The organism is Streptomyces sp. NPDC058307 (assembly GCF_042880295.1).
Taxonomy (GTDB): domain Bacteria; phylum Actinomycetota; class Actinomycetes; order Streptomycetales; family Streptomycetaceae; genus Streptomyces.
Map to the genome: position 1 here is coordinate 1 of NZ_JBHVYZ010000071.1, position 12,252 is coordinate 12,252.

The 12,252-nt window shown below is 70.3% G+C and carries 9 protein-coding genes; 6 read left to right on the forward strand and 3 right to left on the reverse strand.

From position 1 onward, the window contains the following. Positions 1-105: 105 nt before the first annotated feature. The 4 genes from ACFVYN_RS34695 (at position 106) to ACFVYN_RS34710 (ending at position 6,859) form a co-directional block, all read left to right on the forward strand. Positions 106-1,089, forward strand: coding sequence for a hypothetical protein (locus tag ACFVYN_RS34695; RefSeq protein ID WP_390005913.1), 984 nt, complete (start codon positions 106-108; stop codon positions 1,087-1,089). Positions 1,090-1,168: 79 nt separating this feature from the next. Then, complete coding sequence (locus ACFVYN_RS34700) at positions 1,169-3,025, forward strand: HSP90 family protein (RefSeq protein ID WP_390005915.1); 1,857 nt, start codon at positions 1,169-1,171, stop codon at positions 3,023-3,025. 2 nt (positions 3,026-3,027) lie between these two features. After that, positions 3,028-5,961 (forward strand): hypothetical protein, encoded by a 2,934-nt coding sequence (locus ACFVYN_RS34705; protein ID WP_390005917.1) that lies wholly within the window; start codon positions 3,028-3,030, stop codon positions 5,959-5,961. Between the two features lie 64 nt (positions 5,962-6,025). Then, positions 6,026-6,859, forward strand: coding sequence for an endonuclease/exonuclease/phosphatase family protein (locus tag ACFVYN_RS34710; protein WP_390005918.1), 834 nt, complete (start codon positions 6,026-6,028; stop codon positions 6,857-6,859). Positions 6,860-6,894: 35 nt separating this feature from the next. On the opposite strand, the gene ACFVYN_RS34715 is transcribed toward ACFVYN_RS34710, so the two are convergent. From ACFVYN_RS34715 to ACFVYN_RS34725, 3 genes are all read right to left on the reverse strand, one after another. Then, on the reverse strand, positions 6,895-7,557 hold the full coding sequence (locus ACFVYN_RS34715) for a hypothetical protein (RefSeq protein WP_390005920.1): 663 nt from the start codon (positions 7,555-7,557) through the stop codon (positions 6,895-6,897). Next, positions 7,554-8,372 (reverse strand): ATP-binding cassette domain-containing protein, encoded by an 819-nt coding sequence (locus tag ACFVYN_RS34720; protein ID WP_390005922.1) that lies wholly within the window; start codon positions 8,370-8,372, stop codon positions 7,554-7,556. The genes ACFVYN_RS34715 and ACFVYN_RS34720 overlap by 4 nt, the downstream gene beginning before the upstream one ends. Before the next feature lie 146 nt (positions 8,373-8,518). Continuing rightward, the gene (locus ACFVYN_RS34725) at positions 8,519-9,985 is read right to left on the reverse strand and encodes a non-reducing end alpha-L-arabinofuranosidase family hydrolase (protein ID WP_390005924.1); all 1,467 of its coding nucleotides are present in this window, start codon (positions 9,983-9,985) and stop codon (positions 8,519-8,521) included. Between the two features lie 352 nt (positions 9,986-10,337). Here ACFVYN_RS34725 and ACFVYN_RS34730 point away from each other — a divergent pair, with 352 nt between their 5' ends. Both ACFVYN_RS34730 and ACFVYN_RS34735 read left to right on the forward strand, forming a co-directional pair. Next, positions 10,338-11,768 carry an endo-1,4-beta-xylanase gene (locus ACFVYN_RS34730; protein ID WP_390005926.1) on the forward strand — a complete coding sequence of 477 codons (1,431 nt, stop codon included), beginning with the start codon at positions 10,338-10,340 and terminating at the stop codon, positions 11,766-11,768. Positions 11,769-11,857: 89 nt separating this feature from the next. Further along, a complete protein-coding gene (locus tag ACFVYN_RS34735) occupies positions 11,858-12,229 on the forward strand; it encodes a DUF1330 domain-containing protein (protein ID WP_390005927.1) in 372 nt (123 codons plus the stop codon). The last annotated feature ends 23 nt before the right edge of the window (positions 12,230-12,252 follow it).

Genomic DNA, 12,252 nt, shown 5'->3' on the forward strand with positions numbered 1-12,252 from the left:
GTCAGTGGCAGAGCCACGACCACCGGAACCTGAGTATCAGGATCAATGTCAGTGGGGCCGTTTATGCTGCACCAACGATCACGCGGGACCAGGGGAGGGCGCGGCATGTTCGGCAAGCTGTTCGGAAAGGATGCGGAGAGACCGGGGGCGAATCCGTACGCCCTGCCCGTTCCGCGCCGACAGAAGAACGGGACGTACCGGCTGCGCGCCCTCGGCGACACCCGGGTGCTCGCGCTGGTGGAAGCGGCCGACGCCGGTGACTGGGAGGCGGTCAAGGCGGCCCTGGCTCCCTTCGATCTCGGCCGTGACCACGCGGTGCTGAGCGAACTCGCCGAGTTGGACGGTCTGCAGGACTGGATCGGGCGGGCCGTCGAGGAGGACAAGGAGCACCGGGCCACGGCCCTGCTGATATCCGGGGCGCGCCACATCAGTTGGGGCTGGGAGGCCCGCACCTCCGCACGCGCGGTGAACGTCACACAGGAGCAGTGGCGGATCTTCCACGAGCGGCTCGAGATCGCCGAGGAGCAGTTGCTCGAAGCCGCCGAGCTGCGGCCCGACTGGGTCACCCCGTGGCGCCGCCTCCTCACCTCGGGGCGTGGCATGTCGCTGGGCCCCGCCGTCAACGAGACCCGGCGCGACGCCGCCCTGCGCCGCGACCCGCTGGACCTGGAGACGCACATCGAGTGGGTGTCCCAGCTGCAGCCCAGGTGGGGCGGCGAACCCGGCCAGGCCCTGGCGTTCGCCCGCAAGGCCTTCGCCGGCGCGCCCGACGGGCACCGCCTCGGCTGTGTGATCGCCATGGCGCACATCGAGGAGTGGGTGGAGTCGGACAGCCGTGACTGTCTGCAGGACCCGCGCATCCGGACCGAGCTGAGGGAGGCCGCGGAGCGCAGCATCCTGCACCACTCGTACGAACGCCGCCTGGGCTGGCAGGGCGACTACAACCTCTTCGCCATGGCCCTTTCGCTGGCGGGCAGCAGCAAGGCCTCCAATGTCTTCCGCGAGCTGGACGGTGTCTTCACCGAGTGGCCGTGGACCTTCATGGCGGACCCCCAGAAAGCCTACGCACGCTTCCGCAAGGCCTTCTGAGCCGAAGGCCGCACGGTCCCCGCCCGTCCCGGCCGGACCATCGCCCACCCCCGCCGTTCCCTCTTCCCCGGACTGCCCCATGCCTCTGCGCCACGACCCCGCCGACCCCGCCACCGCCGACCGCACCTTCCAGGTGGACCTGCGCGGCCTCGTCGACCTCCTCTCCCACCACCTCTACTCCAGCCCCCGCGTCTACCTGCGCGAGCTCCTCCAGAACGCGGTGGACGCGCTGACCGCCCGCCGCAGTCTCGAACAAGGCGCCCCCGCCGACGCGTTCGGCATCCGCCTGTACGCCGACGGCGCCGTGGTACGCGTCGAGGACGACGGCGTCGGACTCACCGAGGCCGACGTGCACACCTTCCTCGCGACGATCGGCCGCAGCAGCAAGCGCGCCGAGCAGATCGCCGACCAACGCGCCGACTTCATCGGTCAGTTCGGCATCGGTCTGCTCTCCTGCTTCCTGGTCGCGGACGAGATCCACGTCGTGAGCCGCTCCGCCCGCACCCCCGACGCACCCGCCGTGGAGTGGCGCGGACGCGGCGACGGCAGCTACACCGTCCGCACCCTGCCCACCACCGCCCGCCCTCGGCCCGGCACCACCGTCACGCTGACGCCCCGCGCCGACGCCGGCGAGTGGACCCGCCCGGCCCAGGTGCACGCACTGGCCCGGCACTTCGGCTCCCTGCTGCGCCACCCGGTGACCTTCGACGACGGCACCGGCGGCCCCGGTGGCCAGGCCGCGCCCGTCAACCCCGAGCCCGCACCCTGGGCGCGCACCCATCCCACCCCCGGAGCCCGCGCCCGCGCCCTGGCCGCCTACGGCGAGGAAGTCTTCGGGTTCACGCCGCTGGACACCATCGAGCTGGACCTGCCGGCCGTGGGCCTCAAGGGCATCGCCTGCGTGCTGCCCGAGGCGGTACCGGCCGGGCGCCGCCACGGCCACCGCGTACACGTCAAAGGCATGCTGCTGTCCGAGCAGGCCGAGGAGATCCTGCCCGACTGGGCGTTCTTCGTCCGCTGTGTCATCGACGCCGAGAGCCTGCGCCCGACCGCGTCCCGCGAGTCCCTGTACGAGGACGACACCCTCGCCGCCGTACGCGACGCCCTCGCCGAACACCTGCGGGCGTGGATCGCCAAGGCCGCCGCCAGCGATCCCGAACTGCTCGGCCGCTTCCTCCAGGTCCACCACCTGGCCGTGAAGTCGCTCGCGGTGCACGACGACGAGATCATGCGGATGCTGCTGCCCTGGCTGCCGTTCGAGACCACCGACGGACACGCCACCCTCGACGAGTTCGCGCGCACCCACCGCACCGTGCTCGTCACGTCGAGCGTCGAGGAGTTCCGCCAGGTCGCGGCCATCGCCTCCGCCGCCGGGCTCGGCGTCGTCAACGGCGGCTACACCTACGACCGCGCACTGGTCCACCGGCTGCCCGAGGTCAGGCCCGAGGTCAGCGTCGCCGACCTCGACCCGGCGACCCTCACCGCCCACCTCGACCCCGTCGACCGGGAGACCGAGCTGGCCGCCGCGGCCTATCTCGCCCAGGCCCGCGACGCCCTCGCCGTCTTCGACTGCGATGTCGCGCTGCGCACCTTCCAGCCCGCCTCCGCCCCCGCCCTCCTCCTCGACAGCCGCGAGGCCCGGCACGAACGCACCCGCTCCCAGCTCGCCCGCGAGCAGCAGGGCGGCGTGTGGGGCGACATCCTCGGCGCCCTGCGCCAGGAGGCCCCGCGGGCCCAGCTGATCCTCAACCAGCTCAACCCGCTGGTGCGCACCGCGGTCACCATCGACGAGCCCGAGCTGGCCCGCACCAGCGCCGAAGCCCTCTACGGGCAGGCCGCGATGCTGTCCCGCCGCCCGCTCAGGCCCGCCGAGTCGAGCCTCATCAACCGCTCCTTCCTCGACCTCCTCGCCCACGCCCTCCGCAAGGACAGCTGACGATGCCCACCACGATCCAGACCACCGACGAGCTGTACCAGGCGCTCCAGGACAACGACGAGCGTCCCTACGGCCGCACCCGCACCGTCACCGCCGAGGAACTCGTCGACGCCGCCGATCAGTTCGAGGAGCCCGTACCGCTGATCCACGCCCTCCTCGAACTCCAGGAGGCGTACACCTACGGCTCCGAACCCCGTAAGTCGCCCGTCGTCTTCGCCCGGCTGCTCACCCTCTTCGACGAGCAGCCCGACGTCTTCGACGAGCGCCTGCGCCACCTGCTGTTCTGGCGGTTCAAGTGGGTGGGCCACGCCCTGCGCCAGCTGCCCGAGATACCGCTGGCCAGCCTGCGCCAGTGGCTGACCGAGATGCGCGACCGCTACGAGAAGGCCGGCCTCGGCCTCCAGCCCTACTACAGCCAGGCGTACCAACTCGCCGCCCACGTCGGCGAGGACACCACCGCCGCCTACGAGCTGTGGGCGGGCCGCACCCGCACCCGGCTCAGCGACTGCGAGGCCTGCGAGATCTGCGAGCGCGCCCTGTTCCACCTCGCGGCGGGCGACGACGAGCGGGCCCTGCGCACCTGGCAGCCCGTCCTGAACGGCAAGGAGTCCTGCCAGGAGGAGCCGGCCCGCTCCCTCTCCCACGCGCTGCTGCCCCTGCTGCGCACCGGTGCCGCCGACCGGGCCCGCGAACTGCACCTCGCCGGCTACCGCGGCTGCCGTCGCAACCCCTCGATGTCCGGGGAGGTCGGCCGGCACCTGGAGTTCTGCGCGCTGACCGGCAACGAGGCCCGCGGCCTGGAACTGCTCGCCGAGAACCGGAACCTGTTCGACGAGGTCGACTCGCCCCTGGACCAGCTCGACTTCCTCACCGGCGTCGAGGTCCTCCTCCAGCGCGTCGAGCACCTCGGCCACGGCGACCTGCCCGCCGCCGGATACCCCGGCCGCACCTGGACGGTGTCCGGGCTGCACGCCGAGGTGCGGGGCCGCGCGGACGACCTCGCCGCCCGCTTCGACGCCCGCAACGGAACGTCGACCCACACCGACCGCCGCAGGGCCCGCCTCGACCGGGCCCCGCTCCTCGACGCGCTGGAACTGACCCTGCGCAGCCGCAGCCTCGACGACGTCGCCCCGGCCGCACCGGTCACCGCGTCGGCCTCCCGTACGACCGCCCCCGTTCCCGACGCCCTGCCCGAACTCATCCTCCAGGCAAGGACGTTGGACGAACAGGGGCACCCGGGCGCCCAGACCTGCTTCGCGCGGCTGCGCACGCTCGTCGCCGCCCGCGACTACACCCACCCCGACGACCCGGCCGTGGGCCCGCTGGTCCGGCTGCGCGCCGACCTGCTGGCCGACGAGGCGACCTCGGCGGCCAACAAGGACGACTTCGCCGAAGCCGCCGCGCTCGACGAGGAGGCCGCGGCCCTCTACGACGACGCCGCGGAGCCCGGTCACGCGGCGATCGCCCGCGCCTGCGCCCTGCTCGCCACCGCCCAGATCCCCGAAGAGAACGGGGACGACACCGAGGCCAAGGCGGCCGCGCTGAGTGCCGCCCACGCGTCCGTGGTCCGCCTGCACGAGGAGACGGCCGGCCTCGCTCCCTACCTGGAGGCCCGCCTGCTGCGGCTGCGGGCGACCGCGCTCGGCCTGCGCCTGCAGACGACGGGAAGCAAGGAGCACGTCGCACCGGTCTTCGCCGAGACGGAACTGCTGCACGCCTTCGCCACCCGGCACGACCTCGCCGGACAGATCTCCGGCGCCCTGCTGCTGCGGGCCAGCACCCACGCCATCTCCGGAGACCTGCCCGCCGCGGTCACCGAGATCGACGCCCTCCTCGACCGGCTGAAGGCACACGGCCCCGCCTGGCACCTGCCCCGCACCCTCGGGCTGCGCGGCCGTCTCCAGCTCGTCCTCCAGGACCCGCAGACCGCGCACGCCAACCTCACCGAAGCGCTGCGACTGGCCGCCGACTGGCCCGCCGACACGGTCGACACCGGCCGCCTGCACGGTGATCTCGCCGAGGCCTGCATGCACCTGGGCCGCCCCGACGAGGCACTGCGGCACCTGACACGCTCGGCGGATATGAACCTCCGCGACGGCAACCGGATCGACGCGTTCTGCACCTACAGCAACGCCGCCCAGCTCAGCCTCGACCTGGGCCGCGTCGAGGACTGCATCGCCCTGCTCGACTCCCTGCTGGCCGAACCGGACGTCGTCTCCGGAGAGCTGGACGACCGGCTCGCCGCCCAGCTGCGCCTGACCCGCGCCCGCGCACTGCGCGCGGGGGAGGACCTCAAGGCCGCCACGGCCGAGTTCGCCGCGCTCGCGGCCGAGTCCGCCGACTGGGACGACGACCCCGGCAGCCACGCCATGATCGCCGCCGAGACGGCCGTACTCCTCGGCGAGTCCGGCGAGTTCGGCCCGGCCCGCGAGGCCGCGGACCAGGCGATCGCCGCCCACGCCCGGGACCCGCGCTACGAACTGCTCAGCAACAGCCTGCGCGAACTCGCCCGCCTCCAGGCCCAGCAGCAGGGCCCCGAGGGCCTGGCCGACGCCCGCGCCTTCCTCGCCGACGCCGGCCGGATCGCCGACGAGGCCCGCGCCGCCGGGTACGAGGCCCGCGGCCGTTCGCTGGACAGCGCCCTGGCCTACGAGCACGGGCGGGTCAACGCCTACGCGGGCGCGTACGAGGACGCGCTGGCCGCTCTGGAGAAGGCCCTGGCCCTGCTCGGCGAGCTCGGACCGGAGGACGACCGGGCCGGTGAGTGGGCCGAGTGCGTCCGCCTCGCGGGCGCGGTCGAGGGCCTCTACCTGAAACGCCCGGCACCCGCCCTCACCCGCCTCGACGCGGCGGTCGCCCGCCTGACCGCCCTGGGCCACACCGAGGAGACCGAGACCCTGACGGCCCTGGCTGCCCGGCTGCGCGACGAGGAGTGAGCCCCGTCCCATAAAATCGTTCACGCGGACGTCAGTTGCCCGGTGGATCCACGTCGAGGAGGCAATGGTGCTCGGAAAGGGCACATGGTTGCTCGTGGGCGCCATGATCGTGGCCTGGATGGTGCTCTCCGGTCCCAGCGCGCCGAGCGGTGCCCTCGACGCCGGATCACTGCCCGCCGAAGCCGCCAGGGACGTCGTACCCAACCGGGTCATGACGTGGAACCTGTGCAACCCCTGCGAGACGGGCAACGACGACCGGGCCGCGGAGATCGCCAGGTTCGCGCCCCAGGTCATCGGCCTGCAGGAAGCGTGCGTGGGTGACGTCAAGCAGATCCGCGACTATCTGGAGAACCTCCACGGGCTCGTCTACCACGTCGAGTACGGGCCGGTTCTCCAGAGCTGGGGCCGTTGCGGGGGAGCGCCCTGGAACCCGGGCGGCTACGGAGAGGCGATCCTCTCGGCGGCCCCGATGACCGACGTCGTCACCGAGGAGTATCCCGACGGCGGCTCCGAGGACCGTGGCTACATGGAGGTCACCACCACGGTGGGCGGCCGCCCGGTCCGGATCTTCAACACCCACCTCGCCGAACGGCGTCAGGAGCCGGTCCGGGCCAAGCAGGTCGCCGTCCTCGCCGAGGAGGTCGCCCGGCGCGACCGCGCGATCGTGATCGGCGACTTCAACGCCGTGCCGGACGCCTATGAACTCACCCGGATGTGGGCCCTGGCCAAGGACGCGGACCCACAGTGCCGTCCCGGGGCCGACGGCACCTGTGAGCCCACCACCGACTGGCAGAGCAAGTTCGACTACGTGTTCTTGCGGGGTTATGTCCCCCTCAGACAGCGCGTGCATCCGAGCCCGGTCTCGGACCACCACGTGGTGTACGCGGACGTGGCCTGAGGTCACGGAGAGCCGGGATTCGCCCTGGCCGCGGCTCAGCTCCTTCTGACACCGATCGCCTGGGCGGCCGCCACCGCGGCCGCGAGGACCCCCGCCGAGCTCGCGAGCAGGACGGCGGTGGACGCCAGGAGATCCGCGGAGCCGGACGCGTTCTGGAGGTCGCCGAGCAGCACGTTGACCGGGGAGACCCCACCTTGGCCAGCAGGACCGCCAGCAGCAGGACGAGGGCCAGCAGCAGCGCGTATCCCTGTCGGCGGAAGAGCAGCCCGGAGCAGAGCACACCGATCGCGATACCGGTGAAGGCGCAGGTGAGCTGGGCCTCGGTGCCCAGGACGGCGTCGGCGAAGGTGAGGGTTGGTGTGCGAGCCGAACAGCAGGGGCAGGACGAGTCCGGCCGCCGTCAACGGCAGGCACCACAGGACGGCCGTGCCCACCGAGCCGAGCAGCACCCGCAGATGGCTGCCCGCGGTGACGACGACGACCGAGCGGTGCGTCCGGTCCTCCAGCCCGAGCAGCCCCATGGTGAGCCAGACCGAGCAGACCAGCATGCCACCGGCCGCCGAGCCGTAGGTGGCGGCCAGCGGGCCCGAGTCACTGCTGGTGAGAACCGCGAGCAGACCGACGAAGAGCAGGAACGGCGCGAGATAGCGCTGCGAGAGCAGCATCACGGTGAACAGGTAGCGCACCAGGGCGATCACAGGGCAGCCCTCCTCGCGCCCGCGCGGGAGGCGTGGCCCGCGCCCGGCCTCGTGAGACTCTCCACCGACCAGTGATGGTCCAGCGCCGTCAGGAGCACGGCGTCCGAGTGCTCCCGCGCGACACGCAGGACGATCCCGTCGTCCCGGCGTGCGGCGTCGGTCACGCCGGGCAGGGCGGACCAGTTCACTTCGAGCGGCGCAGCGCCGGTGACCGGCACGGTCAGGACCAGTTCCACCTCCGTGCCCCGCCCGAAGTACGGTCCGCCGCGCGGGCTCACCCGGCCGTCGCTGAGGGCGTGGACAACGGTGGCGTGCGTCTCGGTGATCGCCTCGCGGTGGTCGGTGAAGACCACGGCCCCGCCGGCGCCGGACACCTCCCCGACGAACTCGGCCAGTACTTCATGCGCCGAGGCGTCCAGGCCCGACCACGGTTCGTCGAGGACCAGCAGCGCGGGCTCGACGAGCAGCGCCTGGGCGAGCGCGACCTTCTGGGCGTTGCCCTTGGACAGGGTGCGCAGTGCCGCGTTCCGGTCGCCCACCAGGTCCAGCCGGTCCAGCAACCGGCCGGCCCTGGTTCGCGCGGCCGCGCCGGACAGACTCCGGATGCGCCCCATGTGGGTGAGGTAGGAGAGTGCGGAGACCCGCTCGTGGGCGGTGAAGCGGTCCGGTACGTAGCCGATGTGCCGCGGCCGGCCCAGCACGTGTCCGGACGTGGGCCGCGACAGCCCCACGAGGATTCTCAAGAGGGTCGACTTTCCCGAGCCGTTGCTGCCCACGACCGCCAGGACGTCGCCGGCCGAAATCTCGAGATCCACGTCCCGCAGGATCCAACGCCCCCTGCCGTAGCGCTTGCTGACGGATTCACAACGTAACAAGTCGACTCCTCGCCCACCTCGTCTGCGCAGAGGTGGGCGAGTCTATTCAGGTACGACACCAGGGGAGCCGGACCCGTGTCACACCGTCAGCGCTGCAGTGTCAGCAGACCCGGCCGGTAGGGCAGGAGGCCGTAGTCCCCGCCGGAGCTGGGGCTGCGCCCCTGGTAGAGGAACTGCAGGTTGCAGGGATCGACGGTGAAGGTCTGATCGGCGCTCGCGCGGATCAGTTCGCCATGGCTGATGTCGTTGGTCCAGGTGGCGCCACTGTTGGCCTTGCCGGCGAAGGGGTTGCTCTCGGTCGCGGCCTGGGGTGTCCACGAGCCGTTCAGACTGGTGGCCGTGAACGAGCGGAAGTAGCGGCCCTGCGAGCCGATCGCCTCGACGATCATGAGGTAGCGGCTCTGGCCCTGCAGCTTGTAGACCTGCGGGGCTTCGAACAGGTTGTTCGTCGTATCGCTCATGACCGTTGTGTAGGTCGAGCCGAAACTGCCCGGGAAGTTCCCGATCGGCATGCTGGCCCGGTAGATCTTGCCGTTGTCACCGGCGAAGAACAGGTACATGTTCGTCCCGTCACCGATGAGCGTCTGGTCGATGGGCCCTGTTCCGGAGCCGGAGATGCTTCCGGAGAAGAGCACCTGCGGGGACGACCAGCCGTTCGGGTTGGTGGGGTCGCTCGATGTCCGGTAGGAGAAGGCGGTCCCGCCCCACTGGTAGGCGAGCACCCAGATGTTCTTCGGCGCGAAGTAGAAGAGCGTGGGTGCGACGGTGGAGGACGACATCGTGTTCTGGCCGGCCGAGGCCATCTCCGACCAGTTGGTGAAGGGGCTGAAGTTCATCGAACCCCAACTCGTCCCTGTGTCGTGCGTCGTTGCGTAGACGAGTTGCTTGCCGTTGTAGGGGGCGACGGTGAAGTCCTTGAGAGAGACCCACCCTGCCTTGGGCTGCGCCAGCGCGCCCGTGGAGTTCCAGCGGTACGTCGACGGAAGATCACAGGCGCCGGGAGTGTCGCCGCCGACCTTGACGAGCTGCCACTGCTGGTTGGTGCCGCCCCAGTCGTCGTACTGCACGATGTTCCCGTTGTCGGCGGTGGAGGCGCCCTGTACTTCGAGGGCCTTGCTGCTGTGGCGCGAGATGAGCCGCACGTAGCCGTCCGAGCTGTCGGCGAGCCGCCACTGCTGGTTGGTGGCGTTCTGGTCGCTCCACTGGACGATCGGGCCGCCGTTCGCGGTGGACCAGTTGTAGACGTCCAGGACCTTGCCCGAGAGGCGGGACTTGATGCGGTAGTAGCCGCCCCCGGAATCGACGAACTGCCACTGCTGCTGGGCCTGATCGTTCCTGGCCCACTGGGTGATGCGGGCGCCGTCGTCGGTCGCCATGTCGTAGACGTCCAGGGCCTTGCCGCTGTTGCGGTTGACCAGCACATACGAGGCGTTGGGATCTACGGTCGCCGCGCCGGCGGGCTGGGCGCCGAGGAAGGCGGCCATGAGCAGCAGGGGCGCGAGGACGGCGAGTAATCGTCTCAGGCGGACCGGGGACCGGTGGCGCAACCACATTGCGGGGCCTCCTTTGAGGGGCGGGGGGGCTTCGAAAGTTTCGAAGAATTCCCGGATGGCTCGACGCCACAAGCTAGGAATGCGGGACCCTCCGGTCAAGACCTGTCACCGATCTGCCCACGCGAAGGCGGCTCCGGAAACTTTCGGACGAGAAACGGAAACTTCTTCTGCTCGGAGTATTGACGATGCATCGTCAACGCCTCAATCATCCCTGTCGAGAAGGCGGCCACAGTTCGAGATATCGAACCGCGATGGCCGCAGTTGAGATCGCCCCGGTCTGCCGAGTGGCCGATGGACGACACATTCCCCTGCGCTTCAGTCCTTCCGTGATGTCCACCTTGGAGGCACAGTCATGCGCTCATACGCCCTTCCCAGACCCGTCATCCACCGGAAGATCCGCGGCCTGGTGCTGGCGCTGGTCGTCGGTGTCCTCGGCGCGGTCGCCGCACTGGCCGCGCCGCCGCCCGCACACGCCGCCGAGACCACGCTCGGCGCCGCTGCGGCGCAGAGCGGCCGCTACTTCGGCACCGCCATCGCCTCGGGCAGGCTGGGCGACTCGGCGTACACCACGATCGCCGGCCGTGAGTTCACCATGGTGACGCCCGAGAACGAGATGAAGATCGACGCCACCGAACCGCAGCGGGGCCAGTTCAACTTCACCGCCGGTGACCGCGTCTACAACTGGGCGGTGCAGAACGGCAAGAAGGTGCGCGGTCACACTCTTGCCTGGCACTCCCAGCAGCCCGGCTGGATGCAGAGCCTCAGCGGCAGCACGCTGCGCCAGGCCATGATCGACCACATCAACGGCGTGATGGCCCACTACAAGGGCAAGATCGCCCAGTGGGACGTCGTGAACGAGGCCTTCGCCGACGGCGGTTCGGGAGCACGGCGCGACTCCAATCTGCAACGCACGGGCAACGACTGGATCGAGGTCGCCTTCCGCACCGCGCGCGCCGCGGACCCGGCAGCCAAGCTCTGCTACAACGACTACAACATCGAGGACTGGACCTGGGCCAAGACGCAGGCCGTGTACGCCATGGTCCGGGACTTCAAGCAGCGCGGTGTGCCGATCGACTGCGTCGGATTCCAGTCGCACTTCAACAGCGGCAGCCCCTACAACAGCAACTTCCGCACCACCCTGCAGAGTTTCGCCGCCCTCGGCGTCGACGTGGCCATCACCGAACTCGACATCCAGGGTGCCTCGGCCACGACCTACGCCAACGTGACCAACGACTGCCTGGCCGTCTCGCGCTGCCTCGGCATCACCGTCTGGGGCGTGCGCGACACCGACTCCTGGCGATCACAGGACACGCCTCTGCTGTTCAACGGAGACGGCAGCAAGAAGCCCGCCTACACCGCCGTCCTCAACGCGCTCAACGGCGGCACCTCCACGCCCCCTTCCGGTTCCGGAACGATCAAGGGCGTGGGGTCGGGCCGCTGCCTGGACGTGCCCAGCAGCAGTACCACGGACGGCACCCAGCTCCAACTGTGGGACTGCAACAACGGCACCAACCAGCAGTGGACGTACACCGCCGCCGGCGAGCTCAGGGTCTACGGCAACAAGTGCCTGGACGCCGGCGGCACCGGCAACGGCACCAAGGTCCAGATCTACGGCTGCTGGGGCGCCGACAACCAGAAGTGGCGCCTCAACTCCGACGGATCCATCGTCGGCGTCCAGTCCGGCCTCTGCCTCGACGCCGTCGCGAGCGGCACCGCCAACGGCACGCTGATCCAGCTCTACTCCTGCTCGAACGGAAGCAATCAGCACTGGACCCGCACCTGAGAGGACTTCCCTCCGCTCGGACTTGCGGGTGGAAACCGATCGGTTTACGATGAGGGTGAACCGATCGGTTTCCTGGGAGGGCATTGGCCATGAGTGCGAATTCACAGCAGAAGAAATTTTATGCCCTGAACATGTTTGACGTGGTCGACTTGAAGAAGTACCTCGCGTATTTCAGTCGTCTGCCCGAAGCGGCTCCCCAATATGGAGGCCGAATGGTGGCGTTCGGCCGTTTCCGGGACAACGTAGCCGGTGACCTCGCGCCCCGGCAGGTTCTGTTCCTCGTTGAATGGGAGTCCGAAGAGGCGTTCAACAGCTTCCGGGACGACCCGGCCTTGGCCGACCTGCATCCGCTGCGGGAGAACGGGACGGCGTCCTACGTCTGGCAGACGTTCGACGGTTCCGATATGAGTGACCCCGCCAGTGTTTCGCTGGACGATGTACTGGCGGTGCTCAAGCCTTAAGTCCTGTATCGCGGTCACGGTAT

Excerpts from the sequence above, each read along its gene's own strand:
- ACFVYN_RS34735 (WP_390005927.1), top strand. The coding sequence starts at position 11,858 with ATGAGTGCGAATTCACAGCAGAAGAAATTTTATGCCCTGAACATGTTT.
- ACFVYN_RS34705 (WP_390005917.1), top strand. The coding sequence starts at position 3,028 with ATGCCCACCACGATCCAGACCACCGACGAGCTGTACCAGGCGCTCCAG.
- ACFVYN_RS34730 (WP_390005926.1), top strand. The coding sequence starts at position 10,338 with ATGCGCTCATACGCCCTTCCCAGACCCGTCATCCACCGGAAGATCCGC.
- ACFVYN_RS34695 (WP_390005913.1), top strand. The coding sequence starts at position 106 with ATGTTCGGCAAGCTGTTCGGAAAGGATGCGGAGAGACCGGGGGCGAAT.
- ACFVYN_RS34710 (WP_390005918.1), top strand. The coding sequence starts at position 6,026 with ATGGTGCTCGGAAAGGGCACATGGTTGCTCGTGGGCGCCATGATCGTG.
- ACFVYN_RS34725 (WP_390005924.1), bottom strand. The coding sequence starts at position 9,985 with ATGTGGTTGCGCCACCGGTCCCCGGTCCGCCTGAGACGATTACTCGCC.
- ACFVYN_RS34700 (WP_390005915.1), top strand. The coding sequence starts at position 1,169 with ATGCCTCTGCGCCACGACCCCGCCGACCCCGCCACCGCCGACCGCACC.